This is a genomic window from Kitasatospora aureofaciens, from assembly GCF_001188955.3.
Lineage (GTDB): Bacteria > Actinomycetota > Actinomycetes > Streptomycetales > Streptomycetaceae > Kitasatospora > Kitasatospora aureofaciens.
Window position 1 is genome coordinate 63212 of the sequence record NZ_JPRF03000065.1, and the last position, 26321, is coordinate 89532.

The 26321-nt window shown below is 72.5% G+C and carries 30 protein-coding genes; 16 read left to right on the forward strand and 14 right to left on the reverse strand.

The genetic code is table 11. The features are described 5' to 3' along the window. Positions 1 to 7 precede the first annotated feature (7 nt). The 7 genes from ybeY to era all read left to right on the forward strand — a co-directional run bounded on the left by ybeY (position 8) and on the right by era (position 4317). Positions 8 to 502, forward strand: a complete 495-nt coding sequence (gene ybeY, locus HS99_RS33345; protein WP_030061268.1) for an rRNA maturation RNase YbeY — start codon at positions 8 to 10, stop codon at positions 500 to 502. Between the two features lie 19 nt (positions 503 to 521). After that, positions 522 to 1844, forward strand: coding sequence for a hemolysin family protein (locus HS99_RS33350; protein ID WP_030290763.1), 1323 nt, complete (start codon positions 522 to 524; stop codon positions 1842 to 1844). A gap of 33 nt (positions 1845 to 1877) precedes the next feature. Beyond that, positions 1878 to 2114, forward strand: a complete 237-nt coding sequence (locus HS99_RS33355; protein WP_030290765.1) for a hypothetical protein — start codon at positions 1878 to 1880, stop codon at positions 2112 to 2114. Between the two features lie 42 nt (positions 2115 to 2156). Continuing rightward, positions 2157 to 2705 carry a DUF4383 domain-containing protein gene (locus HS99_RS33360; RefSeq protein ID WP_030290767.1) on the forward strand — a complete coding sequence of 183 codons (549 nt, stop codon included), beginning with the start codon at positions 2157 to 2159 and terminating at the stop codon, positions 2703 to 2705. A gap of 23 nt (positions 2706 to 2728) precedes the next feature. Continuing rightward, on the forward strand, positions 2729 to 3094 hold the full coding sequence (locus HS99_RS33365) for a cytidine deaminase-like protein (protein ID WP_030290769.1): 366 nt from the start codon (positions 2729 to 2731) through the stop codon (positions 3092 to 3094). 77 nt (positions 3095 to 3171) lie between these two features. Next, the gene (locus tag HS99_RS44320; protein ID WP_157881767.1) at positions 3172 to 3330 is read left to right on the forward strand and encodes a hypothetical protein; all 159 of its coding nucleotides are present in this window, start codon (positions 3172 to 3174) and stop codon (positions 3328 to 3330) included. A 57-nt stretch (positions 3331 to 3387) separates the two neighbouring features. Beyond that, complete coding sequence (gene era / locus HS99_RS33370; RefSeq protein WP_030290771.1) at positions 3388 to 4317, forward strand: GTPase Era; 930 nt, start codon at positions 3388 to 3390, stop codon at positions 4315 to 4317. Positions 4318 to 4394: 77 nt separating this feature from the next. On the opposite strand, the gene HS99_RS33375 is transcribed toward era, so the two are convergent. Together HS99_RS33375 and HS99_RS33380 are read right to left on the reverse strand one after the other, a co-directional pair. Continuing rightward, positions 4395 to 4661 (reverse strand): protealysin inhibitor emfourin, encoded by a 267-nt coding sequence (locus tag HS99_RS33375; protein ID WP_030290773.1) that lies wholly within the window; start codon positions 4659 to 4661, stop codon positions 4395 to 4397. A gap of 79 nt (positions 4662 to 4740) precedes the next feature. Further along, the gene (locus tag HS99_RS33380; protein ID WP_030553480.1) at positions 4741 to 5763 is read right to left on the reverse strand and encodes a M4 family metallopeptidase; all 1023 of its coding nucleotides are present in this window, start codon (positions 5761 to 5763) and stop codon (positions 4741 to 4743) included. Positions 5764 to 6097: 334 nt separating this feature from the next. On the opposite strand from HS99_RS33380, the gene leuA reads away from it, so the two are divergent. From leuA to HS99_RS33400, 4 genes are all read left to right on the forward strand, one after another. Beyond that, complete coding sequence (leuA, locus tag HS99_RS33385; protein WP_030290775.1) at positions 6098 to 7894, forward strand: 2-isopropylmalate synthase; 1797 nt, start codon at positions 6098 to 6100, stop codon at positions 7892 to 7894. A gap of 239 nt (positions 7895 to 8133) precedes the next feature. Then, the gene (locus HS99_RS33390) at positions 8134 to 8835 is read left to right on the forward strand and encodes a TerB family tellurite resistance protein (protein ID WP_078867760.1); all 702 of its coding nucleotides are present in this window, start codon (positions 8134 to 8136) and stop codon (positions 8833 to 8835) included. A 194-nt stretch (positions 8836 to 9029) separates the two neighbouring features. Beyond that, positions 9030 to 9776, forward strand: coding sequence for a DNA repair protein RecO (gene recO, locus HS99_RS33395; RefSeq protein ID WP_030290777.1), 747 nt, complete (start codon positions 9030 to 9032; stop codon positions 9774 to 9776). Between the two features lie 4 nt (positions 9777 to 9780). After that, on the forward strand, positions 9781 to 10620 hold the full coding sequence (locus HS99_RS33400) for an isoprenyl transferase (protein WP_030290779.1): 840 nt from the start codon (positions 9781 to 9783) through the stop codon (positions 10618 to 10620). A 111-nt stretch (positions 10621 to 10731) separates the two neighbouring features. Here the strand turns inward: HS99_RS33400 and HS99_RS33405 are convergent, their stop codons facing one another. From HS99_RS33405 to HS99_RS42890, 4 genes are read right to left on the reverse strand one after another with little or no spacing between them, the layout of a single operon-like run. Next, positions 10732 to 11142: a Fur family transcriptional regulator gene (locus tag HS99_RS33405; protein ID WP_030290780.1), complete on the reverse strand. Its 411-nt coding sequence runs from the start codon at positions 11140 to 11142 to the stop codon at positions 10732 to 10734. Between the two features lie 35 nt (positions 11143 to 11177). After that, positions 11178 to 12137: a metal ABC transporter permease gene (locus tag HS99_RS33410; RefSeq protein WP_078938994.1), complete on the reverse strand. Its 960-nt coding sequence runs from the start codon at positions 12135 to 12137 to the stop codon at positions 11178 to 11180. Further along, positions 12134 to 12898, reverse strand: a complete 765-nt coding sequence (locus HS99_RS42885) for a metal ABC transporter ATP-binding protein (RefSeq protein ID WP_030290783.1) — start codon at positions 12896 to 12898, stop codon at positions 12134 to 12136. Before HS99_RS42885 ends, HS99_RS33410 begins: the two co-directional genes overlap by 4 nt. A 12-nt stretch (positions 12899 to 12910) precedes the next feature. Beyond that, positions 12911 to 13891, reverse strand: coding sequence for a metal ABC transporter substrate-binding protein (locus HS99_RS42890; protein WP_223886073.1), 981 nt, complete (start codon positions 13889 to 13891; stop codon positions 12911 to 12913). A 191-nt stretch (positions 13892 to 14082) separates the two neighbouring features. Between HS99_RS42890 and HS99_RS33425 the strand changes: the two genes are divergently transcribed. After that, positions 14083 to 15465, forward strand: coding sequence for a glycine--tRNA ligase (locus HS99_RS33425; RefSeq protein ID WP_030290785.1), 1383 nt, complete (start codon positions 14083 to 14085; stop codon positions 15463 to 15465). A 73-nt stretch (positions 15466 to 15538) separates the two neighbouring features. On the opposite strand, the gene HS99_RS45435 is transcribed toward HS99_RS33425, so the two are convergent. From HS99_RS45435 to HS99_RS33440, 3 genes are all read right to left on the reverse strand, one after another. Further along, complete coding sequence (locus HS99_RS45435) at positions 15539 to 16648, reverse strand: hypothetical protein (protein WP_157846579.1); 1110 nt, start codon at positions 16646 to 16648, stop codon at positions 15539 to 15541. Between the two features lie 233 nt (positions 16649 to 16881). Continuing rightward, a complete protein-coding gene (gene ybiA / locus HS99_RS33435; protein ID WP_030553477.1) occupies positions 16882 to 17460 on the reverse strand; it encodes a riboflavin biosynthesis intermediates N-glycosidase in 579 nt (192 codons plus the stop codon). Between the two features lie 72 nt (positions 17461 to 17532). Further along, positions 17533 to 18666: a threonine aldolase family protein gene (locus HS99_RS33440; RefSeq protein WP_030597927.1), complete on the reverse strand. Its 1134-nt coding sequence runs from the start codon at positions 18664 to 18666 to the stop codon at positions 17533 to 17535. A 337-nt stretch (positions 18667 to 19003) separates the two neighbouring features. Between HS99_RS33440 and HS99_RS33445 the strand changes: the two genes are divergently transcribed. After that, positions 19004 to 19942, forward strand: a complete 939-nt coding sequence (locus HS99_RS33445; protein ID WP_030553475.1) for an alpha/beta hydrolase — start codon at positions 19004 to 19006, stop codon at positions 19940 to 19942. Between the two features lie 10 nt (positions 19943 to 19952). After that, positions 19953 to 20693, forward strand: a complete 741-nt coding sequence (locus HS99_RS33450) for a helix-turn-helix transcriptional regulator (protein ID WP_030287655.1) — start codon at positions 19953 to 19955, stop codon at positions 20691 to 20693. A 7-nt stretch (positions 20694 to 20700) separates the two neighbouring features. On the opposite strand, the gene HS99_RS33455 is transcribed toward HS99_RS33450, so the two are convergent. Both HS99_RS33455 and HS99_RS33460 read right to left on the reverse strand, forming a co-directional pair. Further along, on the reverse strand, positions 20701 to 21561 hold the full coding sequence (locus HS99_RS33455; protein WP_030553473.1) for a DUF3626 domain-containing protein: 861 nt from the start codon (positions 21559 to 21561) through the stop codon (positions 20701 to 20703). 63 nt (positions 21562 to 21624) lie between these two features. Continuing rightward, positions 21625 to 21858, reverse strand: a complete 234-nt coding sequence (locus HS99_RS33460; RefSeq protein WP_030287651.1) for a hypothetical protein — start codon at positions 21856 to 21858, stop codon at positions 21625 to 21627. Between the two features lie 95 nt (positions 21859 to 21953). Between HS99_RS33460 and HS99_RS33465 the strand changes: the two genes are divergently transcribed. Then, complete coding sequence (locus tag HS99_RS33465) at positions 21954 to 23222, forward strand: MFS transporter (protein ID WP_050366798.1); 1269 nt, start codon at positions 21954 to 21956, stop codon at positions 23220 to 23222. A gap of 50 nt (positions 23223 to 23272) precedes the next feature. Beyond that, the gene (locus tag HS99_RS33470; protein WP_030553469.1) at positions 23273 to 23884 is read left to right on the forward strand and encodes an alpha/beta fold hydrolase; all 612 of its coding nucleotides are present in this window, start codon (positions 23273 to 23275) and stop codon (positions 23882 to 23884) included. 6 nt (positions 23885 to 23890) lie between these two features. Here the strand turns inward: HS99_RS33470 and HS99_RS33475 are convergent, their stop codons facing one another. From HS99_RS33475 to HS99_RS33485, 3 genes are all read right to left on the reverse strand, one after another. Continuing rightward, complete coding sequence (locus HS99_RS33475; RefSeq protein ID WP_030553467.1) at positions 23891 to 24325, reverse strand: type II toxin-antitoxin system VapC family toxin; 435 nt, start codon at positions 24323 to 24325, stop codon at positions 23891 to 23893. Further along, positions 24322 to 24615, reverse strand: coding sequence for a type II toxin-antitoxin system Phd/YefM family antitoxin (locus HS99_RS33480; protein WP_030597929.1), 294 nt, complete (start codon positions 24613 to 24615; stop codon positions 24322 to 24324). The genes HS99_RS33475 and HS99_RS33480 overlap by 4 nt, the downstream gene beginning before the upstream one ends. A gap of 212 nt (positions 24616 to 24827) precedes the next feature. After that, positions 24828 to 26273, reverse strand: a complete 1446-nt coding sequence (locus tag HS99_RS33485) for an MFS transporter (protein ID WP_033348963.1) — start codon at positions 26271 to 26273, stop codon at positions 24828 to 24830. Positions 26274 to 26321: the final 48 nt, after the last annotated feature.

Consider the following 26321-nt stretch of genomic DNA (forward strand, 5'->3'; position numbering starts at 1 on the left):
GCCCGTCATGTCGATCGACATCGCCAACGAGTCCGGCTGGGACGCGGATGAGGAAGCCATCCTCGACGTCGCCCGCTTCGCCCTGGACAAGATGCGGATCCACCCGCAGTCCGAACTGTCCGTGATCCTGGTGGACGGTGCGGCGATGGAGGAGCTGCACATCCAGTGGATGGACCTGCCCGGCCCGACCGACGTGATGTCGTTCCCGATGGACGAGCTGCGTCCCGGCAAGGAGGGCGAGGAGCTGCCGCAGGGCCTGCTCGGCGACATCGTGCTCTGCCCCGAGGTCGCCGAGCAGCAGGGCAAGGCGGCCCCCTCCAAGCACTCGATGGACGAGGAGCTGCAGCTGCTCACCGTCCACGGCGTGCTGCACGTCCTCGGCTACGACCACGAGGAGCCGGAGGAAGAGGAGGAGATGTTCGCCCTCCAGAAGCGCATCCTGGACGACTGGCGGGCGGGCCGCGGCCTCGGCGGCATCTCGCCGGCCCCCACCACCCACTGAGCGCGGAGCCCGAACCCCTGTGAGTGGTGAGAGTACGAGCTACATCCTCGGTGCCGTCGCCCTGGTCGTGCTCGGCTGGCTGGCGGCGTGCGCCGAGGCGGGTATCTCCCGGGTCTCCCGGTTCCGGGCCGAGGACGCGGTGCGCAACGGGCGGCGCGGCTCCGCGCGGCTGCTGGCCGTCGCCTCCGACCCGTTCCGCTACCTCAACCTGGCGACCCTGATCCGGGTCGCCAGCGAGATGGCGGCCGCGGTGCTGGTCACCGCGGTGTGCGTGCACAACATCCACCCGACCTGGCAGGCCGTGCTGCTGGCCTTCGGCGTGATGGTGCTGGTGTCCTTCGTCGCGGTGGGCGTCTCGCCGCGCACGATCGGGCGCCAGCACCCGATCTCCACCGCGACCGCGGCCTCCTTCGTGCTGCTGCCGCTGGCCGCGGTGCTCGGCCCGATCCCGCGGCTGCTGATCCTGCTGGGCAACGCGCTGACCCCGGGCAAGGGCTACCGCGAGGGGCCGTTCGCCTCCGAGGCGGAGCTGCGGGCGCTGGTCGACCTCGCCGAGAAGGACGACCTGATCGAGGACGAGGAGCGCCGGATGGTGCACTCGGTCTTCGAGCTGGGCGACACCATCGTGCGCGAGGTGATGGTGCCGCGCACCGACCTGGTGATGATCGAGCGGCACAAGACCGTCCGGCAGGCGCTGACCCTGGCGCTGCGCTCGGGCTTCTCGCGGATCCCGGTGGTCGGCGACAACGAGGACGACGTGGTCGGCATCGTCTACCTCAAGGACCTGGTGCGCCGCACCCACATCAACCGCGAGGCGGAGGCCGAGGAGGTCGGCGCGGTGATGCGCCCGGCCGTGTTCGTCCCGGATTCCAAGCCGGCCGGCGACCTGCTGCGCGAGATGCAGCAGCGCCGCTCGCACGTCGCCATCGTGATCGACGAGTACGGCGGCACGGCGGGCCTGGTCACCATCGAGGACGTCCTGGAGGAGATCGTCGGCGAGATCACCGACGAGTACGACCGGGAGATCGCGCCGATCGAGGACCTCGGCGACGGCTCGTACCGGATCACCGCCCGCCTGCTGGTGGAGGACCTGGGCGAGCTGTTCGGCATCGAGCTGGAGGACGAGGACGTCGAGACCGTCGGCGGCCTGCTGGCCAAGCACCTCGGCCGGGTGCCGATCCCCGGTTCCTCCTGCGAGATCCCGCTGCCCGAGCCGGTCGCGGACGGCCTGACCGGCATCCTGCTGACCGCCGAGTCCTCGGCCGGGCGCCGCAACCGGATCGGCTCGATGGTCGCCTCGCCGGTGCGCGGGGCGGAGGCGGCGCAGGCCCCTGGCGAGTAGCGGGTGGGCGGTCGCCGAGCGACCATGGAGGGCATGACGCACAAACTGCGCGCGGAGTACGGCCCGCAGGGGCCGGCCGGCGGAGTCAGGTCCTGGCACGTGGTGCGGGACGAGGACCCGGCGACGGCCCTCTGCGGCCGGACCATGCCCGACGACGCCGAGACGCGGCCCGAGCAGGAGTGGGGCACCGGGCTGCGTTGCTGCCAGCAGTGCGGTTCGCTCTACATGCACGAGACGCCGCACATGCAGGGGAGCCATCCGTACAGCTAGCCGTCCCCACGGCTGGGGAGTCGCCGAAGCTCTGGAGGTGCCATGAAGCTGCAAGACGAACTGCCGACCGTCGATCGCCGGCTCGCCCTGGTGTGGCGGGTCGGGGCGGGGCTGGGGGGGATCTTCCTGATCGTGTTCGGGATCCTGGGACTGTCCGACCACCCCGGCTTCCTGGCCACCCACGGTGACCGGATCGCCGGGCTGTCCACCAACGGGGCGCTGAGCATCCTGTCCGTCGTGGCGGGGGTGATCCTGATGCTCGGAGCGGTGATCGGCGGGAACTTCGCGTCCAACCTCAACATGATCGTCGGCGTGCTGTTCGTCCTGTCAGGCTTCTACGGACTGACGGTGCTCGGCCGGCCGGACGCGAACATCCTCAACTTCCGGATGTCGAACGTGCTGTTCGCCTTCGTCTTCGGGATCGTCGTGACCACCTTCGGGATGTACGGCCGGGTGAGCAGTCACCTGCCGCACGACAACCCGTTCTGGCGCAAGCGGATCTCACGCGAGGAGCCGCTGCCCTCCGGACCGAAGACCTTCGTCAAGGTGATCAACCCGAACCGGGGGCGCACCCACCCGGTCGGCCACTGAGCTGCCTCTCGCCGGCGCCGCCTATGCTCGGCGGCATGAGTGACATCGTCGAGCTCGACCCCGAGGACAAGAAGATCATCACCCTGGCCCGCTCGGCCCGCGCCCGCAACGGTGTGGCCGAGGGGGCCGCGGTGCGTGACGAGACCGGCCGCACCTACGTCGCCGGGACGGTCGCGCTGGAGTCGCTGCGGCTGAGCGCGCTGCGGACGGCGGTGGCGATGGCGGTGGCCAGCGGCGCGAAGTCGCTGGAGGCGGCCGCCGTGGTGACCGAGGCCGAGCAGCCGGCCGAGGCCGACCTGGCGGCCGTGCGGGACCTGGGCGGGGCCGGGACGCCGGTGCTGCTGGCCGGCCCGGACGGGACGCTGCGGGTGTCGGTCGAGGCCCGCTGAGGGGCCACTGCGCCCCGTGCCCTCATGTGTTCAGCGGATAATCTCACCGGGGAGTGGACTCGGTGAGGGGCTGGGGCATGGGGGCGTTGGCGTTCGTCGCCGGGCTGGTGCTGTTCGTGATGGGGATGGGCAAGTGGCAGGAGACCGGCACGGTCTACTGGCTCTGGGGCTCGCTCGCCTTCCTGGCGCTGCTGGTGCTGTTCTCGCTGGTCGGCAGGGGCGGTGACAAGGGCTGAGCGCGTGAGGACCGGCCCCGGACGGCGGGGCTCCGTTGATCAGGGAGAATGGAGCCCATGAATGCCCCTTCCTCCTCGTACCGCTCCGGGTTCGCGTGCTTCGTCGGCCGTCCCAACGCGGGCAAGTCGACCCTGACCAACGCCCTGGTGGGGACGAAGGTCGCGATCACCTCCGACCGCCCGCAGACCACCCGGCACACCGTGCGCGGCATCGTGCACCGCCCGGACGCCCAGCTCGTGCTGGTCGACACCCCCGGTCTGCACAAGCCGCGCACCCTGCTCGGCGAGCGCCTCAACGACCTGGTCCGCACCACCTGGGCCGAGGTCGACGTGATCGGCTTCTGCCTGCCCGCCGACCAGAAGATCGGCCCCGGCGACAAGTTCATCGCCAAGGAGATCGCCGGGATCAAGAAGACCCCGAAGGTCGCCATCGTCACCAAGACCGACCTGGTCGACTCCAAGCGGCTGGCCGAGCAGCTCATCGCCATCCAGCAGTTGGGCGTCGAGCTGGGCTTCGAGTGGGCCGAGATCATCCCGGTCTCCGCCGTCGGCGACAAGCAGGTCGAGCTGGTCGCCGACCTGCTCACCAAGCTGCTGCCCGAGGGCGACCAGCTCTACCCGGAGGGCGACCTCACCGACGAGCCCGAGCAGATCATGGTTGCCGAGCTGATCCGCGAGGCCGCCCTGGAGGGCGTGCGGGACGAGCTGCCGCACTCGCTGGCCGTCGTGGTCGAGGAGATGCTGCCCCGCGAGGGCCGCCCCGCCGACCGCCCGCTGCTGGACATCCACGCCAACGTCTACATCGAGCGGCAGAGCCAGAAGGCGATCGTGATCGGCGCCAAGGGCTCGCGGCTCAAGCACGTCGGCACCACCGCCCGCAAGCACATCGAGGCGCTGCTCGGCACGCCGGTCTACCTGGACCTGCACGTCAAGGTGGCCAAGGACTGGCAGCGCGACCCCAAGCAGCTGCGCAAGCTCGGTTTCTGACGCACGGCCTCCCCGGGGAGCCGGGGAGCCGGGAAGCCGGGAAGCCCGGGGCCGGGGTCGCCGGTGCCGCGCGGGGGTCAGGCGCCCTCGCGCAGCACCAGCGACACCAGCTCCCGCTGGGAGTCGGTGAGTTTGGGGTCGGCACAGTGCACCGTCCGCCCGTCGACGGTGATCTCGTAGTGGAAGCCGTCCGGCACGCCGTACGAGGGGGCGCGCAGCCCGCCCGCGACGGCTTCGCGGGCGAGCGCGTGGACGTGCGGGGCGTCCGTGCGGTCGACGGTGTCGAGCTCCGCGTGGCGGACGATTCCGGCGAGGCCGCCGGTCCGGGTCACCTGGATACGCATGGTGTCCATGGTGCTGCCCAGGGAAGGCTTTTGCGGCACTTTTCCCGGACCGTGACCTTAAGTGCGACTCAACCCCTTCTCAACCGGGGCTGACCCCGACCTGGGCCCAGGAGGCCGACACGGTGTCCGCGATCGAGGACCGGTCGGGGTAGCGCGCCTTGGCGGCGGCCACGGTGGCCCGGGCGAAGGCGGTGAAGTCCGCGTCGGCGGACAGCCCGCCGCCGGTCAGGGCGTCGTACCAGATCCGCCCGGCGCGGTCCCAGGCCTGGCCGCCGAGGGCGGTGGCCAGCAGGTAGAACGCGTGGTTGGGGATGCCGGAGTTGATGTGCACCCCGCCGTTGTCCTGGGTGGTGTTCACGTAGTCCCGCATGTGCGCGGGCTGCGGGTCCTTGCCGAGCTGGGGGTCGTCGTAGGCGGTGCCGGGGGCCTTCATCGAGCGCAGCGCCACGCCCTGGATGCCGGGGGCGAGCAGCCCCGCGCCGATCAGCCAGTCGGCGTCGGCGGCACTCTGGTGCAGCGCGTACTGCTTGACCAGCGAGCCGAAGACGTCGGAGACCGACTCGTTCAGCGCGCCGGGCTGGTCCTGGTACTCCAGGCCTGCGGTGAACTGGGTGACGCCGTGGGTGAGCTCGTGGCCGATGACGTCGACGCAGGCGGTGAAGTCGCCGAAGATCCGGCCGTCGCCGTCGCCGAAGACCATCCGCCGGCCGTTCCAGAAGGCGTTCTCGTAGTTCTGGCCGTAGTGGACGCTGGCGTCCAGCCGCAGGCCCCGGCCGTCGATCGAGTCGCGGCCGAAGACCTGGGCGTACAGCGCGAAGGTGTCGCCGAGGCCGTCGTAGGCGTGGTTGACGGAGGGGTCGGCGACCGGGGCGTGGCCCTCGGTGCGGACGGTGCGCCCGGGCAGCCGCTGGCTGTGCCCGGTGTCGGCGATCACCCGGTTCAGCCCGCGGGCGCCGGCGGTCGGCGGGGGAGCGGTGAGACGGGCCGCGCGGTGCGCGGTGTCGAGGGCGAGGGAGCGGACGGCGGGCTCGTGACCGGCCTCGGCGAGGCGGTCCAGTACGTACGGCGGGACGATCGCGCAGATCGGTACTGCTGCATTCATGTCGCCCAGAGTGAGGCATCGATGACTGGTTGTCACCACCCTTGCGTGACCGATCGCCGTCTCAAGGGGTGGAACGGAAGCCCGGATCACTTCGGGGGCGCGCGGCGCTGGGTTACGCTGGGTCCCATCATGCGCAACGGTCTGCTTCTTCTTAGCTGCCGCGTCGAGGGCCTGTAGTCCACGGGGCCGGCTCCCTCGCCGCGGGGAACGTGCTGTGCGCGGAATCGGCGATCCAACGGCGTATCGCGAGCGGCAGCAGAAGGCCGGCCAGTCGGTGTTGATCCCTCCCGACCCGCCCGCACCACGCATCCACAGGAAGCCGAGAGTCACCTCCATGACCGAGCAGACCTCCGCCGCGTCCGTCCCCGCCGCTCGCGCCTTCGTCGACCGGCCGACCCCGATCACCTCCGCCTCCGTCCGCCAGCGGCCCTCGGGCATGCGGCACGGGCGCTACCTGCCGTTCGGCACCGTCGACCTGCCGGACCGCACCTGGCCGGACAAGGTGATCACCAAGGCGCCGCGCTGGCTCTCCACCGACCTGCGGGACGGCAACCAGGCACTGATCGACCCGATGTCCCCGGCCCGCAAGCGGAAGATGTTCGACCTGCTGGTCGCCATGGGCTACAAGGAGATCGAGGTCGGCTTCCCGTCCTCCGGCGCCACCGACCACGCCTTCGTGCGGTCGCTGATCGAGGAGGGGGCGATCCCGGAGGACGTCACCATCTCGGTGCTGACCCAGGCCCGCGAGGAGCTGATCGAGAAGACCGTGGAGTCGCTGGTCGGCGCCCCGAGGGCGACCGTCCACCTGTACAACGCGACCGCGCCGCTGTTCCGCCGGGTGGTGTTCCGCAACGACCGGGCGGCCACGAAGGCGATCGCCGTGGACGGCACCCGGCTGGTGATGGAGTACGCGGAGAAGCTGCTGGGCGACGACACCGTCTTCGGCTACCAGTACTCGCCGGAGATCTTCGTGGACACCGAGCTGGACTTCGCGCTGGAGGTCTGCGAGGCGGTGATGGACGTCTGGCAGCCGGGCGAGGGCCGCGAGATCATCCTGAACCTGCCGGCCACCATCGAGCGGGCCACCCCGAACGTCCAGGCCGACCAGTTCGAGTGGATGTCGCGCAACCTGTCCCGCCGTGAGTTCGTCTGCCTGTCGGTGCACCCGCACAACGACCGCGGCACCGCGGTCGCCTCCGCCGAACTGGCGTACATGGCGGGCGCCGACCGCATCGAGGGCTGTCTGTTCGGGCAGGGCGAGCGGACCGGCAACGTCGACCTGGTGACGCTGGGGATGAACCTGTTCTCGCAGGGCGTCGACCCGCAGATCGACTTCTCCGACATCGACGAGGTGCGCCGCACCGCCGAGTACTGCAACCAGATGGAGGTGCACCCGCGCCACCCGTACGCCGGCGACCTGGTGTACACCTCCTTCTCCGGCTCGCACCAGGACGCCATCAAGAAGGGCTTCGACGTCCTGGAGGCCGACGCGAAGGCGGCCGGGGTGCCGGTCGAGGAGCACACCTGGGGCGTGCCGTACCTGCCGATCGACCCCAAGGACGTCGGCCGCACCTACGAGGCGGTCATCCGGGTCAACAGCCAGTCCGGCAAGGGCGGTGTCGCGTACGTCCTGAAGAACGACCACAAGCTGGACCTGCCGCGCCGGATGCAGATCGAGTTCTCCCGGATCATCCAGGCCAAGACCGACGCCGAGGGCGGCGAGGTCACCCCGGCCGAGATCTGGCGGGTCTTCGAGGACGAGTACCTGCCGACCCCGGCGAACCCGTGGGGCCGGCTGTCGCTGACCGGCTCGCGCAGCCTGACCACCGAGGACGGCCGGGACGCGCTGACCGCCGAGGCCGTGGTGGACGGCGCCCCGGTGACCCTGACCGGCACCGGCAACGGCCCGGTCTCGGCCTTCGCGGACGCGCTGGGCCGGATCGGCGTGGACGTACGGGTGCTGGACTACGCCGAGCACGCGCTGAGCGAGGGCGGCGACGCCCAGGCCGCCGCGTACGTGGAGTGCGCGGTGGACGGCAAGGTGCTGTGGGGCGTGGGCATCGACGGCAACACCGTGCTGGCCTCGCTGAAGGCGATGATCAGTGCCGTCAACCGCTCGCAGCGCGGCTAATTCGTACGGGTGGTACGCGAAGGGCCGTCCCGCCGGGCGGCCCTTCGCCGTGTTCGGCGCCCTTTGTGGCCTGCGCCACATTTTTTCGGATCGGAAGCCGTTCGAGGTACTGACACGTGCCGGTAACCATGGCAACATCGATCCACCGGAAAGCCGGGGTCGGTGGGACGGCTCGGTGTCCGGTCGCGTGACCTGCCCATAGTTGTGCAGGCCGCCTGCCATGTCTGGGGAGTGGCGCCGTGACCAGGTTGTGGGGTGTTCGCCCGAAGTGGCGGACTGACGTTCTCGGTGACTTCTTCTGCCCGGGCTGCGGCGGGGACCGCAACTACCGGCGGCAGCACGGCCGGCGGTGGCTGCGGCTGCTGGGCACGCCCCTCCTCCCGCTCGGGCCGGTGATCGGCAGCGTGCAGTGCACCAGCTGCCACGGGCGCTACGGCGTCGAAGCGCTGGAGCAGCCCACCAGCGTGCGCCTCGGCGCGATGCTGCGGGACGCCCAGTACACCATCGCGCTGGCCCTGCTCGCGGCCGGCGGCACCGCCCACCGGGCGGCCCGCGAGGCGGCCTGCACGGTGGTGCGCGAGGCCGGGTTCGAGGACTGCGGCGAGGCCCAGGTGCTGGCCGCGCTGGCCGCGCTGTCCGGGCTCGGCGGAGAGCTCCACGACGCCCACGAACTGGGGGCACCTTTCGGCCAACGGCTGGGGGAGGCCGGCGGCCTGGCCGTGGAACTGCACGCGGTGCTCGAACCGCTCGCCCCGCACCTGGCCCAGCAGGGCCGGGAGCGGCTGCTGCTGCAGGGCGCCGCGATCGCCCTGGCGGACGGGCGCTACCTGCCGCAGGAGCGCGACGCGCTGGCCGCGGTCGGGAGCTGTCTGGACCTGCCGAAGAGCCAGGTGCCGGCGCTGCTGGAGGCGGCGACCAGGGCGCCGTACGAGAACCTGTAGGACCCGGCGCCCGGGCGCCCGTAGACCTTCCGCATCCCCCACAAACGGGTCCGCCCCCCCTCCGGGCCCGCCGTGACCCGCACCGCAGTGGTCCTCCCCCACGGCCCCGGTGCGGGCAACACGGCTGTCCGGCGCCGTCCGCGGCTGCCCATGGCCGTCCGTGGCTGTCCGTGTCTGGGGGGACAATGGTTCCCATGAGTCTTTTCCGGGACGACGGCGTCGTGTTGCGGGCGCAGAAGCTCGGCGAGGCCGATCGGATCATCACCCTGCTGACCCGCCAGCACGGCAAGGTGCGCGCGGTGGCGCGCGGGGTGCGGAAGACCAAGTCCAAGTTCGGCGCCCGCCTGGAGCCGTTCTCGCACGTCGACGTGCAGTTCTTCAGCCGGGGGAGCGAGCTGGTCGGCCGCGGGCTGCCGCTGTGCACCCAGGTGGAGACCATCGCCCCGTACGGCGGTTCGATCGTCACCGACTACGGGCGCTACACCGCCGGAACGGCGATGCTGGAGACGGCCGAGCGCTTCGCCGAGAACGAGGGCGAGCCGGCCGTCCAGCAGTACCTGCTGCTGGTGGGCGGGCTGCGCACGCTGGCGGCCGGGCTGCACGAGTCGCACCTCGTACTGGACGCCTTCCTGCTGCGCTCGCTCGCGGTGAACGGCTACGGCGCGAGCTTCACCGATTGCGCCAAGTGCGGCCTGGAAGGGCCGAACCGTTTCTTCTCGCTCCCCGCAGGGGGCGTGCTGTGCCCGGACTGCCGAGTGCCCGGATGTGCCGTACCCTCCCCTGAGACACTGGTACTGCTCGGGGCGCTGCTGTCAGGGGACTGGCGGACGGCCGACGCCTGCGAGCCGCGGTACTGGCGGGAGGGCAGCGGCCTGGTCGCGGCCTATCTGCAGTGGCACCTGGAGCGGGGCATCCGCTCGATGAGATACGTGGAGAAGTGAGCACATGGCAGCGCGACGGCTCTTCGGCGGCGGCAAGCAGCGGAACTACGTTCCCCCGACCCCGCACCCCAGCGGCGCACAGCCGCCGAAGATCCCCGGCGAGCTGGTGCCCGAGCACGTCGCCATCGTGATGGACGGCAACGGCCGCTGGGCCAAGGAGCGCGGACTGCCGCGCACCGAGGGCCACAAGGTGGGGGAGTCCGTCGTGCTGGACGTGCTCAAGGGCGCGATCGAGCTCGGCGTCAAGAACATCTCGCTGTACGCGTTCTCCACCGAGAACTGGAAGCGTTCGCCCGACGAGGTGAAGTTCCTGATGAACTTCAACCGGGACGTCATCGCCCGCCGCCGGGACGAGATGGACGCGATGGGCGTGCGGATCCGCTGGGCGGGCCGGATGCCCAAGCTGTGGAAGAGCGTCGTCCAGGAGCTGCAGGTCGCCGAGGAGCAGACCAAGGGCAACGACGCGGTGACGCTCTACATGTGCGTCAACTACGGCGGACGGGCCGAACTCGCCGACGCCGCACAGGCGATCGCGCGGGACGTCGCGGCCGGGAAGCTGGACCCGAAGAAGGTCAACGAGAAGACCCTCGCCCGCTACATGTACCACCCGGACATGCCGGACGTGGACCTGTTCCTGCGCCCCAGCGGCGAGCAGCGCACCTCCAACTTCCTGCTCTGGCAGTCCGCGTACGCCGAGTTCGTGTTCCAGGACGTGCTCTGGCCGGACTTCGACCGCCGCGACCTGTGGCGCGCCTGCGAGCTGTTCGCGATGCGCGACCGCCGCTTCGGCGGGGCGATCCCCAACGAGCTCCCCGCGCCGGGCGTGCTGCCCTCCCAGCGCTGACGCGCCCCGGGCGCGGGAAAGCCGACACCCCCGGGCGCGGGAAAGGGGCCCGCAGGAACGATTCCTGCGGGCCCCTTCCGTTCGCCCGTACCGGCTGCCCCGGTACGGGCTTCAGTCCTTCTTCGCGCAGTCCGCGCAGGTGCCGAAGATCTCCAGGGTGTGGGCGATGTCACTGAACCCGTGCTCGGCGGCGACCGCGTTGGCCCAGCGCTCGACCGCCGGGCCCTCGACCTCGACGGTGGCACCGCAGTGCCGGCAGACCAGGTGGTGGTGGTGCCCGCTGCTGCACCGGCGGTAGACGGCCTCGCCGTCGGCGGTGCGGAGCACGTCCACCTCACCGGCGTCGGCGAGCGACTGCAGGGTGCGGTAGACCGTGGTCAGACCGACGGAGTCCCCGCGGTGCTTGAGCAGGTCGTGGAGCTCCTGCGCGCTGCGGAAGTCCGCGATCTCGTCCAGGGCCGCCGAGACGGCGGCACGCTGCCGGGTCGAGCGGGCGCGCGGCGACGGGCCTGCGGTGGTCACCGTGGGTCCTCCTGGGGTCGTGGGCGTCACGCACCTCATTGTGCCAGCCCGGCCCGCCGCTCCGGGGTGGTCGTGTCGGAGGAAGTCTTTTCCGGGGCTTGGCCGGGGTTTCGGCTTCGGCCCGGCCCCGGGATCCGGACGTCGCAGACCTGCGGCCCCGGCTCGGTGCCGCCGCGGCGGTGGCGGCGGCGGGCGAGCGGGCCGGCGATCACGCTGAACACCGCGAAGACCGCGATGGCGAGCAGCACGATGGCCGGGCCGGAGGGCACGTTGAGCTGGTAGGAGCCGGTGACGCCGGCCAGCGAGACCACCACGCCGAGCGCGATCGAGGCGGCCTGGGTGGCGGCGAAGGAGCGGGTGAGCTGCTGGGCGGCGACCACCGGGACCACCATCAGGGCACTGACCAGCAGCAGCCCCACCACCCGCATGGCGACGGTGACGGTGACCGCGGCCATCACGGCGAGCAGCAGGTTGAGCGTGCGCACCGGCACGCCGGTGACCCGGGCGAAGTCCTCGTCCTGGCAGATCGCGAAGAGCTGGCGGCGCAGGCCGACCGCCACCGCGATGACCACCGCGCCGAGCACCGCGATGGTGACCAGGTCCTCGGGGGCGACGGTGAGGATCGAGCCCCACAGGTAGCTCTCCAGGGAGCCGGCCCCGGCCTGGGCGGACACCGAGACCAGCAGCTTGCCGCAGGCCATGCCGCCGTAGAAGAGCATCGCGAGGGCGATGTCGCCGCGCTGGTTGCCGCGCGAGCGGACCAGTTCCATGGTGATCGCGCCGAGCACGCAGACCAGCACGGCCATCCAGACCGGGCTGGTCCGGAAGACGAAGCCGAGGCCGACGCCGGTCATCGCGACGTGGCCCATGCCGTCGCCCATCAGGGCCTGGCGGCGCTGCACCAGGTAGATGCCGACGGCGGGGGCGGTGATCCCGACCAGCACGGCGGCGAGCAGGGCCCGCTGCATGAAGTCGTAGGAGAGCATCTCGGTCATGCGAGCAGCCTCGGTGGGGTGAGGTCGGCGTGCGGGTGGACGTGGTCGTGGCCGGGCAGTGCGTGCAGGCCGGTGTTGGGCACGGGCGGGCCGTCGTGCGCGACGCAGCCGTCCCGCAGCACCACGGCGCGGTCGATCAGCGGCTCCAGCGGCCCGAGTTCGTGCAGGACGAGGAGGACGGAGGCGCCGCGCCCGACCTCGCTGCGCAGGGTGTCGGCGAGCACCTGCTGGCTGGCGGCGTCCACGCCGGCCATCGGCTCGTCCATGATCAGCAGGTCGGGCGTGCCGACCAGGGCCCGGGCGATCAGCACCCGCTGCTGCTGGCCGCCGGACAGGTCGGCGACGCCGTCCCCGGCCCGGTCCAGCATGCCGACGGCGTCCAGTGCGCGGTCCACCGCGGCGCGGTCCCGGCGGCGGAAGGGCAGCAGCCGGTGCTGCGCCAGCCGTCCGGTGGAGACCACCTCGCGCACGGTGGCAGGGACGCCGGAGGCGGCGGTGGTGCGCTGCGGGACGTAGCCGATCCGGTGCCAGGCGCGGAAGGAGCCGTACGGGGTGCCGAACAGCTCCAGGGTGCCCTGCTCCAGCGGCACGGAGCCGATCACGGCCTTGACGGTGGTCGACTTGCCGGAGCCGTTGGCGCCGAGCAGGGCGACGACCTCGCCCGGTCGGACGGTGAGGTCGACGCCGCGCAGCACCGGCCGACCGCCGCGCGAGGCGACGGCGTCACGGAGGCGGACGGCCGGGGGTATCGGGTCGGTCATGGTGGTGTCCCGTCAGCTCGCGGGGGTGGGGGTGGTGCTCGGTGCGCCGAGGGCGGCCCGGAGGTTGGCCAGGTTCTGCTTCATGACGGTGAGGTAGTCGTCCTTGGAGGGGTCCTTGACGCCCTCCAGCGGGTCCAGGACGGCGGTCTTGAGGCCGAGGTCCTTGGCGACGGTGTCGGCGAGCTTGGGGCTGACCAGGGTCTCGAAGAAGATCGTGGTGACGCCGTTGTCCTTGGCGGCCTTCTGCACCTCGGCGAGGCGGGCCGGGGTGGGCTCGGACTCCGGGTCGACGCCGTTGATGGCGACCTGGGTGAGGCCGTAGTGGTCGGCGAGGTAGCCGAAGGCGGCGTGGCTGGTGACGAAGGTCCTGGTCCTGGCGTCCTTCAGTCCGGCCTGGAACTCCTGGTCCAGGGCGGTGAGCCGGGTGACCAGCTCGTCGGTGTTCTTCCTGTAGTCCTCGGCGTGGGCGGGGTCGGCCTTGGCGAAGCCGTCGCCGACGCCCTTGGCGATCGCGGCGTAGCGGGCCGGGTCGAGCCAGATGTGCGGGTCGCCGGCCGGGCCCTTGCCCTGGTGGGTGTCGCCGCCCTCGGCGCCCTCGTCGAGGTGGTGGTCGACCAGCGGGCTGGCGGCGGTGGCGTCGATCTTCGTCCTGGCGGACGACTGGTCGACGGCCTGGTCGACGGTGGGCTGCAGGCCCTTGAGGTAGAGGATCGCGTCGGCCTTCTGGACGCCGGCGACCTGCTTGGCGGTGAGCTCCAGGTCGTGCGGCTCGACGCCGGGTGCGGTGAGGTCGGTGACCGAGACGTGGTCCCTGCCGATCTGCTGGGCCAGGAACTCCATCGGGTAGAAGGAGGCGACGACGTTCAGCTTGCCGTCCGTGCCCTTGGCGCTGCTGCTCCCGCCGCAGGCCGTGAGGGCCAGCGAGGCCGCGAGGGCGGTGGCGGTCAGGGCGATGGTGGTGCGGGTCCGGCGTCCAGGCAGTCCGATCATCATGACAATCATTCTCATCTGAATTGGAAATGATTGTCAAATCACTCGGATGGGTGAACGGGAGGTGGCCATGGCTGGAGGGTGCCGGACGATACCGATTTGAACCCCGTACCCGTCTGGCCGGTAACCTGAGGTATTCGGGTACGCGCAACCAGCCGTGCCCTGACCGTGCCGTACGTACTGAAGAGAGCACTGTGGCCGCCGACAAGATCGACACGATCGTCAGCCTGAGCAAGCGCCGTGGCTTCGTCTACCCCTGCAGCGAGATCTACGGCGGCACGCGTGCCGCCTGGGACTACGGACCGCTGGGTGTCGAGCTCAAGGAGAACATCAAGCGCCAGTGGTGGCGCGCGATGGTCCAGGCCCGTGAGGACGTCGTCGGACTCGACTCGTCGGTGATCCTGGCCCGCGAGGTCTGGGAGGCCTCCGGCCACGTCGCCACCTTCAACGACCCGCTGACCGAGTGCATGTCCTGCCACAAGCGCCACCGGGCCGACCACCTCGAGGAGAAGTACGAGGCCAAGCACGGCTTCCCGCCGCCGAACGGCCTCAAGGACGTCAACTGCCCCGACTGCGGCACCAAGGGCCAGTTCACCGAGCCCAAGGACTTCTCGGGCATGCTGAAGACCCACCTCGGCGTCACCGAGGAGGCCGCCGGCCTGGCGTACCTGCGCCCGGAGACCGCCCAGGGCATCTTCACCAACTTCAGGGCCGTCCAGACCACTTCGCGCAAGAAGCCGCCGTTCGGCATCGCCCAGACCGGCAAGAGCTTCCGCAACGAGATCACCCCCGGCAACTTCATCTTCCGCACCCGCGAGTTCGAGCAGATGGAGATGGAGTTCTTCGTCAAGCCGGGCGAGGACGAGCAGTGGCACGAGTACTGGCTCCAGCAGCGCTGGGACTGGTACGTCGACCTCGGCCTGCGCACCGAGAACATGCGCTTCTTCGAGCACCCGAAGGAGAAGCTCTCCCACTACGCCAAGCGCACGGTGGACATCGAGTACCGCTTCAACTTCGGTGGCAGCGAGTTCTCGGAGCTGGAGGGCGTCGCCAACCGCACCGACTACGACCTGCGGGTGCACAGCGAGGCCTCCGGCCAGGACCTCAAGTACTTCGACCAGGAGAGCGGCGAGCGGTACTTCCCGTACGTCATCGAGCCGGCGGCCGGCCTCAACCGCGCCATGCTGGCCTTCCTGATCGACGCCTACTTCGAGGACGAGGCGCCGAACGCCAAGGGCGTCATGGAGAAGCGCGTCGGCATGCGGCTCGACCCGCGCCTGGCCCCGGTCAAGGTCGCGGTGCTGCCGCTGTCGCGCAACGCGGACCTCTCCCCGAAGGCCCGCGGCCTGGCCGCCGACCTGCGCACCGCGTGGAACGTCGAGTTCGACGACGCCGGCGCGATCGGCAAGCGCTACCGCCGCCAGGACGAGATCGGCACCCCGTTCTGCGTCACGGTCGACTTCGACACCCTCGAGGACAACGCGGTGACCGTCCGCGACCGCGACACCATGTCGCAGGAGCGCGTGTCGCTGGACCAGGTGAAGGGCTATCTGGCGGCCCGTCTGATCGGCTGCTGAGGCCGTACCCCGGGGAGCCCCCGGCCGTCCTCCTTCGTGGGGGGCGGGCGGGGGCTTCTGCTTGTGCGGAGCGCTACCGGCGGCCCCAGCGGGAGCGCTGGGCGCCCGGCAGGGCGGTCGGCAGGCCGGCGCTGCGCAGTGCGGCCAGGGTGGTGCGGTGGCGGCAGTCGTCGGCGAGCAGGGCGGCCAGCAGCTGCCCGTAGAGGTCCGGGCGGCCGTCCAGTGCGGCGGCCAGGCGCACCAGTTCGACCGTCGGGCGCAGGGTGGCCAGCTCGTGCAGCAGCAGGGTGGCGAGCGCGGGCGGCAGCTCCGTGGCGAGGCCGGCGAGGTCGGCGGTGGGGCGCCCGGCGGCCTGGCGCAGCAGGGTCCGGACGTCGGCGGGGCGGCCGTGCTGCTGGAGGCGGGCGGCGAGGGAGGTCAGCTCCGGTGTCGGGGCCGAGCCCCACTCCCAGAGCAGGGTGGCGCAGTCGGCGTGCTGCCCGGCCCGCTCCAGGGCGGCGAGCAGAGCGGGGACGGCGGATGCCGGGTAGGTCCGGAACGCGTGGAACAGCTCGGCGGCCTCCTCGGCCAGGCCCAGTTCGCGCAGCTCCGCCAGTACGGCGACCGCGTGCTCCGGGGCGCCACCGGCGGCGGTGCGGGCCAGGCGGAGCGAGGCGCCCGTCGGGCCGCGCCGGGAGAGCATCCCGACCAGGAGCGCCGTGTCGGCGGGGGCGAGGCGGGCGGCGGCCTGGTTCAGCAGCTCCTCGGCCTCGGGGGAGGCGCCGCGCCGGTGAAGGCCGGTGATCCGCTCGCTGAGGGCGCCGAGGTCGGGCCGGGTCGGCGGCGGTGGCGTCGGGGCCGGGCGGGGCTGCGGCTCCGGGGGGAGCGGCGGTTGCGGGGGCCGAGTGGGCTGCGGGTGTTGCCGCTGTCTCAGGTGGGACTCCAACTCATGGAGTTCGTCGCTCAGTTGGAGGCAGCGTGCGCCCAGGCCCTCGCGGAGGGTGCGGGCCTGGGCGAGCTGCCGCAGCAGGTCGCCGTCCGGGCGCCGGCGGCCCGGGGCCGCCCGTATCGCCTCGTTCAGCCGCCGTTCGCGCTGGCCCGCGTAGCGGCTCGCGCTGAGCAACTCGTCCAACTCTGCCCGGAGTTCGGCGGCCCGTTGCTCGCCCTCCGGCTGCTGGCCTGCGGATTCTTCCGTCGACCGCATGCGCATGATCGCCCCAACCTGTCCATCTGAACCCTGACTGCGGGCCATCCTGGCGTCGGAATGTGGCGAAGGAGTTACGGGAGCGCGACCAGTCCTACCCGAGTGATGTCAAGGAGCGTGCGGGGGGCGGCCGTTGCGCGAAGTGCGCCGGTCGGGCTCCGGGGGAGGGTCGCCCCGTGGTGCGGGCCGGGGGGTGGGGCCGGAGGCGCGGGCCGGGGGCGTGGCGACCGGCCTCAGTCGGCCAGCCGCGCCCGCGCCTCCATCAGTGCGAAGCCCAGCAGGTTCAACCCCCGCCACTCCAGCGGGCGTTCGGCCCGGATGTCGTCCGCGGCGAGCCCGATGCCCCAGATCCGGTCCAGCGGGCTGGCCTCGACCAGGACGCGACCGCCGGTGCTCAGCAGGTACTCCCGCAGGGCCTCGTCCTGGCCGAACTTCGCGACGTTCCCCTCGACCACCAGGTCGAACCGGCCCGCCGTCCAGGTCTTCTCGTCGAAGCCCTTGACCAGTCGGCCCAGCTTCTTCGCCTCGGCGGGCGTACGGGCCTCCAGCACCCGCTGCTCGACGGCCTCGTCCCCGAACATCCGGGCCTTCCCGGCCATCATCCAGTGCTCGGCGGAGGCATACGTCACCCCGTCGACGGTGAACCGCCCGGGCCACCACTGGCTCAGGCACTCGTGCCGCACCGCACCGCCCTTGCGAACGGTGTGCCCCCAGAACATCACCCACTTCGGCCGCGCCCCGGCGGCCATCAGGGCCGCCAGTTCCTCGCGGTCACGGACGTCGGCGAGGTCCCCCACATGCTGCTTGCTCATAATCGTCATTCTGACACAAAGGGTCGGGCGCCTGCCAACCCTTTGCCGGTGGGGTCCCGGTGATGTCGCCGCTCAGGCCTGCCGGGCGGCGGGGCCTCCGCTCCCGGCCGCGACCAACTCCAGCAGGCGGAGTCCGACTTCGGTGACCTCCTGCGGTGTCCAGTCCTGCGCCGGCCCTTCCAGGCTCACCTCGGCCATGGCGAGGCCGGGGGCGGCGTCGGTCCAATCCAGGAACCAGGTCTTCTCCTGCTCGGCGAGGGCGAGGGCGGCGGCGTTCAGGGTTTTCGCGGAGTGCGGCAGCCAGAGCTGGAACTCGTGGGTGGGTGGCGCGGCCGGGTGGACGCGGGCGCCGGGGAGGGCGGCCAGGGCGGGTACGAGCGTCGCGGCGTGGGCGGTGTAGCCGGCGAGCCGGGGGAGTTCGGTGTCCAGCCCGGAGAGTGCGGAGAGGGCGGCAGGCCACTGCTGGTAGAGCTGTCCGCCGTAGCGGTGGCGCCAGGTGCGGGCGTAGGCGGTGAGGGCCTTGTTCCCGGCCAGGGCGGCGCCGCTGATGCCGCCGAGGTCCTTGTAGAAGGAGACGTAGACGCTGTCGGCGAGCGCGGCGATCTCGTCGAGCCGTTTGCCGAAGTGGGCCGTGGTGTTCCAGAGCCGGGCGCCGTCGAAGTGCACCCGGGCACCGGATTCCCGGGCCGCGGCGGTGAGTTCGGTCAGCTCGTCCCAGGTGGGGAGGATGTAGCCCGGGTCCCGCAGGGGGAGTTCGACCACCAGGGTGCCGAAGGGCTCGCCGAGGGCTCGGAGTTCCTCCGGCGTCGGCTGGCGCTGTTCGGTGGTGGGCCAGAGGCCGCGCAGGCCGGTGAGCTGGGTGTGGGCGTGGCGCTCGTGCCGCTCGATGTGGCTGAGCGGGTGCAGGGCGACGGCCCGGTTGCCGGCCCGCTCGGCGTGGTAGCGCAGGGCCACCTGCTGGGCCATGGTGCCGGTGGGGAAGAGGACCGCGTCCTCCGTGCCGAGGAGCGCGGCGGTGCGCTCCTCCAGCTCGCCGACCGGGCCGCCGTCGCCGTAGAAGTCGGGGCGGACGTCCGGCTCGACCGCGGCGGTGAGGGCGGTGAGCCGCTCGTGGATGGTGAGGGGGCGGCTGCCGGAGAGCAGGCGGGTGCACGCCCGTCGGGCCGCGCGCAGGCGCCCCCAGTCGATCTGATCGTCGTGGGTCATCCGGCGATTCTCGGACGCCGTACGACGGTCGGACCACCGGATTTCAGCAACGGCGGACTGGTCCGGAGCCGGCGGACGGGGCAGCGAACCGTCGGGCCGGCCCGCCGTCCGCCCTCCTGGGGAGCCGCCGAGAACCGTGCCGGGTCCGGCGGGGGCCGGGCGATGACCGCCTGCCGGCCCGACCTGGACGGACGTGGCCGTCGGGCCGACGGCGTCCCGGGGCTCGATCACCCACGTGCCGCCGCGGCGCGGGCGGCGCCGAGCCCTGGGGAGTGTGACACGGGTCACTGGAAAAGGGTGACACTGGGCTGTCGCGGACGGACGTCAGGATCGGCTCATGACGATCACCGACGAGGACTGCCTCACCGAGACCCTGGCCTTCAACGAGCAGTTCGAGGCCGCCGCCGCGCTCCGCCCGCCACGCGGGCGGACCCTGGACCCCGCGACACTCGAACACCTGCGGACCAACCGCCTCGGCGGCGACACGCCCCCGGTGCGGCTGCCGCAGGGCCGCGACCGCGGCCTGCCGGGCGGGGTCACGGTCCGGATCTTCGTTCCCGAGCACGTCGACGGCGTGTACCTGCACATCCACGGTGGCGGCTGGGCCTTCGGCTCGGCGGGCGGGCAGGACGAGAAGCTGTGGCGCCTGGCCACCGACGCCCGGCTGGCCGTGGTCAGCGTGGACTACCGCCTGGCGCCCGAGCACCCCTTCCCCGCCGGGCCCGACGACTGCGAGGCGGCCGCCCGCTGGCTGGTGGAGCACGCCGAGGCCGAGTTCGGCACCCGGCGGCTGCTGATCGGCGGCGAGTCGGCCGGCGCCCACCTCACCGTCCTGACTCTGCTCCGCCTGCGCGACCGGCACGGCCTCACCGGCGCGTTCCGGGCCGCCCACCTGGCCTTCGGTCCGTACGACCTGTCGATGACGCCCAGTCAGCGGCTGTTCGGCTCGCGACGGCTGCTGAGCAACTCCGAGTCGCTCAAGGGGAGTTACGAGCTGTTCACGCCCGATATGACCCCCGAGCAGCGCCGCGACCCGGAGGTCTCCCCGCTGTACGCCGACCTGACCGGCCTGCCGCCGGCCCGGATGGTCGTCGGCACTGAGGACCCGTTGCTGGACGACTCGCGCTTCCTCGCCCAGCGGTGGCGGGCGACCGGTGCGCCCGTCCGACTCGACGTGGTGGCCGGCGCGATGCACGGCTTCACCCTGTTCCCGCTGGCCGTCACCGAGCGCGAGCACCGGCGGGAGCGGGACTTCCTGGCGGCCGCAGGACGGTAGCGTCGGCCGCATGGATCGCACCCCCCGGCTCTACGCACTGGTGGAGGAGCTGCGCGCGGCGGCGCCCCGGCCCCTGACGGTCGCCGCGCTCGCCGCCCGCTTCGAGGTGAGCACTCGCACCGTACAGCGCGACCTCCAGGCGCTGATGACGGCGGGCGTTCCGGTGCGCACCATCACCGGGCGCGGCGGCGGCTGGTCGATCGACCCGGCGATGACCCTCCCGCCGATCCGCTTCACCCCCGAAGAGGCCTCCGCCCTGGTCACCGCGCTGGCGGCGGCCGACGCCTCCGCCCCGTACGCCGGGGCGGCCCGTACGGCCTCGCAGAAGATCACGGCCTCGATGAGCGGCCCCGCCTCCACGGCGGCCCGGGACCTCGCCGCCCGGATCGTCGCGCTGCCGGCCCGCTCCGCCGAGTCGGTCCGCACGGCCGTCGAGCGGGCCCTCACCGAGAGCACGGTGCTGCGGCTGTCCTACCTGGACGCGGTCGGGCGGGAGAGCGACCGGCTGGTCGAACCGGCCGGGCTGCTCACCGCCGACGGCAAGTGGTACCTGATCGCCTGGTGCCGCACCCGGCAGGCCGGCCGGGGCTTCCGGCTTGACCGCATCACGGCGGCGGCCCCGACCGGGGAACCGGCGCCGCCGCACGACCTGTCCGCCCTGCTGCTCGGCTCGACCGCCGCGGGCGCGGTGCGGCCGGCGGCGCTGGGAGCGCTGGTGGCGCCGGGGGTGTCGGGACCCCTCCGGCCGTGAAGGTCGCTCAGCCCGCCACGGTGGCGTTCGCCGCGGGTGCGCCGAAGCGGGCGAGGTAGTGCCACACCTTCTTGACCGCCTGCGGGTCGTGCCGGCCGGTCTCGGCGGCGGCGCCGACGATGCGCGGATCGAGCAGGCCGTCCACGGCGATCTGCGTACCCAGGTCGACGAACTCCTGCCCGCGGTAGCCGGGGTGCCGACGGAGCTCCTGGACGGTGAGCCGGAATCCGGGGTGCCACTCCACCGGGCAGGGGAGGCGGCGGGCCGACTCCTCGACGGCCGTGCCCCGGTAGCACGGGTCCAGCACCAGGGCCTCGATGTCCCGGGCGAGCCGGACCGGGCCGTGGACCTGCGCCTCGATGTAGTCGTCGAGGGCGTCCTGGCGGCCGGCCAGGGCGAGTTCGACCAGCCGCATGCGGTCCGCGGTGCCGAAGTCCTCCGGCTCCAGGAAGCTGTCCGGGTAGCAGAAGGTGGTGCGCTCCAGCGCGTGGGCGGCGAGCCGGAAGTGGGCGGAGCCGAAGCGCGGCGCGGCGCCGACCGGCTTGCGGCGGTAGTCCAGCGCCCCGTAGGCGGGCCGTTCGGCGGGCGCGGCTTCGTCGTAGGCGCGGTCGAAGATCCGACTCTCCCACCGCCACCGGTCCCCGCCGGGGTGGGCGGTCAGGCCGCCGTTGCTCGTGCCGGTGGCGAACTGGGAGAGGTAGACGCCGCCCTCGGCGAGGGCGTCCAGGATCGGCCTGCCGTGGGAGGAGCGGTCCGGGTGGAAGTTGAGGGTCACCCGCAGGGTCGGATCGACGGGCGGGCCCGAGGACAGCGCGGCCACGTGGTCGAGGGCCCGCTGCTGCGGTGTCCGGACGGCTTCGGAGGTCATACGGGTAGTGTCGCGCGGGGAGGCTGGCCGGTGCACCGGGTTTCCGTCCGCCCCCGGGCGCCCTCAGGGGTGGTGCTTGTGCAGGTCGTCGGTGAACAGGCCGTGGCCGTTGTGGACGGCCACGCTGGTGTAGGTGCTGCGCATCTGGGCGGCCTGGGCGGTCCGGTGCTGCTCGACCGACAGGCCCTCGATCTCGCCCGCCCAGTGCCGGCGGGCCCGCTCCCGCCGCACCAGGAACAGGGTGGTGCCGACGACGGTGGCCACCAGCGCGACCAGGAACACGAGAACGAAGCCCATGGAATCCCCTTCCCCTCCGGGCCTGATCATTGCACGAACCAGCGTGGCGCGGTAAGGGCCGCCGCACCTCGACGGAATGAAGTAGCTTGAGGCGCATGGCAGATGACAGCCCGGGAGCCGCATCCGAGGTCACCGCTCCCTCCTCCCGCGGGGCCGTGGCCGCCCTGATGTTCTCCCAGGGCGTCGGCGTGGCGGGCACCCAGGTCACGGCGCTGGCGCTGCCCACGCTGGCGATCCTCCTGCTGGACGCCGGACCGCTGGCGGCCTCGCTGGTCTTCGCCCTGGAGTACGGGATCCAGGGGCTGACCGGGCCGTTCGCCGGGGTGCTGGTCGACCGGGTCGCCTCCCGTCGGCGGCTGCTGATCGCGGTGGACGTCGTCCAGCTGCTGCTGGTCGCCACCGTCCCGCTGGCCCATGCCGTCGGCGCGTTGACCCTGGTCCAGCTCTATGCGGTCGCGGCCGTCTCCGGTGCGCTGGGCGGGGTCACCGCCATCGCGGTGCCGACCGTGGTGGCCGACTTCGTGCCCCGGGACGGCCTGGTGGCGGTCAACGCCAAGCTGGCCGGGGCCCGTTCGGCCGGTCAGATCGCCGGGCCGGGGCTGGCGGCCGCGCTGGTGCAGGCGGTGGGCGCGGCCACCGCGATGGTGGCGGACGCGGTGAGCTACGGGCTGTCCGCGCTGGCCATGAGCCTCCCCCGGCTCCGGCGGGACGAGGAGCCGGAGCGGGCGGCGGCGCGTCCCGGGATCGCCGATTCGCTGCGGGAGGGGATCGACGTCCTGCGCGACCAGCCGCTGCTGGCCCGGCTCGCCGTCGCCGCGGCCGCCCTCAACCTCGGCGGGGCCGGGCTCGGCGGCCTCTTCGTCTACTTCGCCTACCAGGTCGTGGACCTGGGCCCCGGTGAACTCGGGCTGACCCAGGCCGTCTACAGCATCGCCGCGGTGACGGCGGTGTTCACCGCGAAGCGGGTCGTCCGGCGCGTCGGCCTGACCAGGGTGATCCCGCTCTTCGGTCCGCTCGCCGCCGGCGCCCTGTTCCTGATCCCGCTGGCTTCGCTCGGGGCCGCGCTCCCGGTGCTGATCACCTACCAGCTGGTGTTCGGGTTCTGCGCGACGGTCTGGAGCGTCAGTTGGGTGACCCTCCAGCAACGCCTGTCCCCGCCAGAGCAGTTGGGGAGGGTGCTCGGACTGTCCCGCTCGATCGGCCAGCTGGTGGTGCCGGTGGGAGCGTTGCTGGGCGGCGCACTGGCCGGCGCGGTCGGTACCACCGGGGCGCTGGCGGTCTTCGCCTCGATCGCCCTGGCCGGCACCCTCGCGGTGGCCGCCACCCGCTCCCAGCCGGCCCTGCCCGGGGCCGGTCGGGCGTGAAGTGCCAAGCGCCCTCCGGTGCAGGGCAGTTCGGCGGGTAGCCTGCGCTCATGTCCTCTCCTGCCGCCCTCGGTCTTCCCACCCGTCTGGACGGCGACCCCGACCGGGTCGCCCTGGTCATCCCCGGCGCCGGCTACTCGCCCGCCCGCCCGCTGCTGCACTTCGCCGGCTCCGTGCTCCAGCGGCACGGCTGGACGGTCCAGGAACTGTGGTGGCATGTTCCGGACGCCTTCCGCGAGTTCACGACGGACGACCGGATCGACTGGGTCGAACGGCAGGTCGCCGAAGCGGTCGACGCCGAACACGGCGCCTGCCGACTGCTGGTCGGTAAGTCACTGGGCAGCTTCGCCGCCGGGCTCGCCGCCGACCGGAACCTCGCGGCCGCCTGGCTGACCCCCGTACTGACCCTCGACCACGTGACCCGCGCCCTCCACCGGGCCTGCGCCCCTACCCTCCTCATCGGCGGCAGCGCCGACGACCTGTGGAGCCGCACCGTCGCCGACTCGACCGGCCACCAGGTCCTCGAACTCCCCGCCGCCGACCACGGCCTCGAACTGCCCCACGACCCGGTCGGCTCGGTCGACACCCTGCGCGAGGTCGTCGCACGACTGGATGGCTTCATCGGCTCGCTGGCGCCCGGCGACGGGCCGACACCGGGCTGATGGTTGCTATGCGGGACTTCCGCCGGGCTCGGCGCCCGGCACCCAGCCCGGCGCGGTGACCGGCAGGTCGCGTTCGTCGGCCGCTTCGGCGAGGCGCTTGTCGTAGGTGACGAAGGCGGTGAGCGCGTGTTCCAGGTGCTCGGCACTGGCGAGGTGAATGGCGTCGAGCGTGCGCGGGTGCCGGGTGGGGAAGCGGCTGGCGGCCCGAAGGACCGGGTCGGACAGGCGGACGCGGAGCACGCGGTCCAGTAGGTCCGCCGCGGCATCCAGCACCTGCTGCGGCGCGCCGACCCGGATGAGCGCGCGCGGGACTTCGACCTGGGCCAGGGCACTGGTCGCATGTCCCTCGGAGCCGTGCGACGAGAGGAACGTGCGGAGCGCGGCGGACTCGGTTTCCGTAACCAGGAGCTTGAGGAGCGCGCAGGAGTCGAGGTAGATCAACGGTCTTCTTCCTCGCGCATCCTGTGCAGGGCCTCGCTGGCGGACGGGAGCCGGACGTCGACCGTGGGCGGGGTCCAGTCGGCCAGTCCACGCGCGGTGGCGGCGTTCTCCGGGTCGATGGTGCCGTCGCGCACGAGGTCCTCCAGCACCCGCTGCTCGGGGTCGGGTGGCGAGAGCACGGCGATCAGCCGCCCGTTTCGGGTGATCTCGACACGCTCCCCGGCCGCGACCCGGTCGATCAATTCGCTGGCGTGCTGCTGGAGCTGCCGGATGGGAACTCTGGCTGTCATACGACTCACGGTAGGGCGGACCGTGCGGCGACCGTGAGCAGTGTGCGTCGATTTCACCCTCATGAGCGTCATCCCCTCCCGGGAAGCCGGTCGGCCGCTGGCTCGACGGGCTGCACGCGTGGAGAAGGGGACACGGAAGGAAGCGGCCCCGCGACCGGAGGAACCGGTCGCGGGGCCGTACGCCGTCGCCCTGGGCCCGTGGCCCCTGGGGCTCAGCCGATGGAGCGGGGCAGGCGGGTGGTCAGGTACAGCACGGTGAAGGAGCCGAGCAACTGGATGCCCAGGCACAGGGCGAGCGCGCGGCCCATGCCGAGGCTGGGGGAGAGGGAGAGGTAGAGGGTGCCGAGGGTGGCGACGCCGAGGGCGAGACTCGACTGCTGGCTGGTGGCGAGGACGCCGCTGCCGACGCCGGCCCGGGCGGCGGGCACCTTGGAGAGGACGACCCGGAACAGCGGGGTGCCGATCAGGCCCTGGCCGATGCCCGCGAGGGCGACGCCGGGTGCCATCCGCAGCGGGGAGAAGTGGTCCGCGTCGGCGAGGACGGTCAGCGCGATGGTGGTGAGACCGACGGCCTGGATGACGGCGCCGGCGCTGAGCACCCGGCTGCCCCAGCGCCCGATCAGCCGCGGGCCGGAGAGCGAGGCGGTGAAGTAGCCGACGGCCATCGGGACGAGCGCCCAGCCGGCCGCGACCACGCCGAGCTGGAGGCCCTGCTGGAGGGCGACCGCGATGACGAACATGAAGCCGCCGAAGCCCGCGAAGTAGGGGACGGCGATGCCGAGTCCGCGCCGCATCTCGGGGATCCGCAGCAGGGTGGGCGGCACCAGCGGGACGGCCCCGCGCTGTTCGGCGCGGCGCTCGACCAGGGCGAAGGCGGTCGCGAACACCGGGAACAGGGCGAGCAGCACCCAGGACCAGAGCGGCCAGCCGGCCGCCCGGCCCTCCATCAGCGGGACGAGCAGCGAGAGCAGGGTCGCGGTGAGCAGGGCGGTGCCGGGCACGTCCACCGCGGCGGCCTGGGTGGCCCGGCTCTCCGGCACGTACCGGACGGCGAGGACGACGGCGAGCAGCGCGAACGGCACGTTCAGCAGGAAGACCGAGCGCCAGCCGGTGCCGAACACGTCGGCGGCGACCAGCATCCCGCCGAGCACCTGCCCGATCACCACGGAGATGCCGCCGACCGCGCCGTAGACGCTGAGCGCGCGGCCTCGCCGGGCGCCGTCGGTGGCGGCGGTGATGGTGCCGAGCACCTGCGGGATCAGCAGCGCGGCCGAGGCGCCCTGGGCGGCCCGGGCGGCGACCAGGGACCAGGCGTCGGGGGCGAGGCCGCAGGCCAGCGACGTGAGGGCGAAGGTGGCGGCACCGACGACGAAGAGCCGGCGGCGGCCGAAGATGTCGCCGAGCCGCCCGCCGAGGACGAGCAGGACGGCGAAGGCGATGCCGTAGCCGGCGGCGACGAGTTCCAGGACGGCGGGTCCGGCGGCCAGGTCCTTGTCGATGGTGGGCAGGGCGACGTTGACGATGAAGAAGTCGAGCATCGGCAGGAACGCGCCGAGCAGGACGGTGACCAGTCCGGCGGTGCCGAGGGTGGGGGTGTGGGGAGCGGCTACGGGGGCGGTCCGGGTCGGGGCCGGGGCGACGGCGAGTTGTTGAGTCACGGGTCATACGATCCGCCGCTTCGTACCCTGGTACCAGAGTGTGGTTAT

Bases quoted from the DNA above. Each gene is read 5' to 3' on its own strand.
- era (WP_030290771.1), top strand. From the start codon at position 3,388: ATGAATGCCCCTTCCTCCTCGTACCGCTCCGGGTTCGCGTGCTTCGTC.
- HS99_RS33455 (WP_030553473.1), bottom strand. From the start codon at position 21,561: ATGACCTCCGAAGCCGTCCGGACACCGCAGCAGCGGGCCCTCGACCAC.
- HS99_RS33380 (WP_030553480.1), bottom strand. From the start codon at position 5,763: ATGAATGCAGCAGTACCGATCTGCGCGATCGTCCCGCCGTACGTACTG.
- HS99_RS33450 (WP_030287655.1), top strand. From the start codon at position 19,953: ATGGATCGCACCCCCCGGCTCTACGCACTGGTGGAGGAGCTGCGCGCG.
- ybeY (WP_030061268.1), top strand. From the start codon at position 8: ATGTCGATCGACATCGCCAACGAGTCCGGCTGGGACGCGGATGAGGAA.
- HS99_RS33400 (WP_030290779.1), top strand. From the start codon at position 9,781: ATGGCAGCGCGACGGCTCTTCGGCGGCGGCAAGCAGCGGAACTACGTT.
- HS99_RS42890 (WP_223886073.1), bottom strand. From the start codon at position 13,891: ATGATGATCGGACTGCCTGGACGCCGGACCCGCACCACCATCGCCCTG.
- HS99_RS45435 (WP_157846579.1), bottom strand. From the start codon at position 16,648: ATGCGGTCGACGGAAGAATCCGCAGGCCAGCAGCCGGAGGGCGAGCAA.
- recO (WP_030290777.1), top strand. From the start codon at position 9,030: ATGAGTCTTTTCCGGGACGACGGCGTCGTGTTGCGGGCGCAGAAGCTC.
- HS99_RS33360 (WP_030290767.1), top strand. From the start codon at position 2,157: ATGAAGCTGCAAGACGAACTGCCGACCGTCGATCGCCGGCTCGCCCTG.
- HS99_RS33465 (WP_050366798.1), top strand. From the start codon at position 21,954: ATGGCAGATGACAGCCCGGGAGCCGCATCCGAGGTCACCGCTCCCTCC.
- HS99_RS33410 (WP_078938994.1), bottom strand. From the start codon at position 12,137: ATGACCGAGATGCTCTCCTACGACTTCATGCAGCGGGCCCTGCTCGCC.
- HS99_RS33375 (WP_030290773.1), bottom strand. From the start codon at position 4,661: ATGCGTATCCAGGTGACCCGGACCGGCGGCCTCGCCGGAATCGTCCGC.
- HS99_RS33365 (WP_030290769.1), top strand. From the start codon at position 2,729: ATGCTCGGCGGCATGAGTGACATCGTCGAGCTCGACCCCGAGGACAAG.
- ybiA (WP_030553477.1), bottom strand. From the start codon at position 17,460: ATGAGCAAGCAGCATGTGGGGGACCTCGCCGACGTCCGTGACCGCGAG.
- HS99_RS33460 (WP_030287651.1), bottom strand. From the start codon at position 21,858: ATGGGCTTCGTTCTCGTGTTCCTGGTCGCGCTGGTGGCCACCGTCGTC.
- HS99_RS33440 (WP_030597927.1), bottom strand. From the start codon at position 18,666: ATGACCCACGACGATCAGATCGACTGGGGGCGCCTGCGCGCGGCCCGA.
- HS99_RS44320 (WP_157881767.1), top strand. From the start codon at position 3,172: ATGGGGGCGTTGGCGTTCGTCGCCGGGCTGGTGCTGTTCGTGATGGGG.
- HS99_RS33355 (WP_030290765.1), top strand. From the start codon at position 1,878: ATGACGCACAAACTGCGCGCGGAGTACGGCCCGCAGGGGCCGGCCGGC.
- leuA (WP_030290775.1), top strand. From the start codon at position 6,098: ATGACCGAGCAGACCTCCGCCGCGTCCGTCCCCGCCGCTCGCGCCTTC.
- HS99_RS33480 (WP_030597929.1), bottom strand. From the start codon at position 24,615: ATGACAGCCAGAGTTCCCATCCGGCAGCTCCAGCAGCACGCCAGCGAA.
- HS99_RS33470 (WP_030553469.1), top strand. From the start codon at position 23,273: ATGTCCTCTCCTGCCGCCCTCGGTCTTCCCACCCGTCTGGACGGCGAC.
- HS99_RS33445 (WP_030553475.1), top strand. From the start codon at position 19,004: ATGACGATCACCGACGAGGACTGCCTCACCGAGACCCTGGCCTTCAAC.
- HS99_RS42885 (WP_030290783.1), bottom strand. From the start codon at position 12,898: ATGACCGACCCGATACCCCCGGCCGTCCGCCTCCGTGACGCCGTCGCC.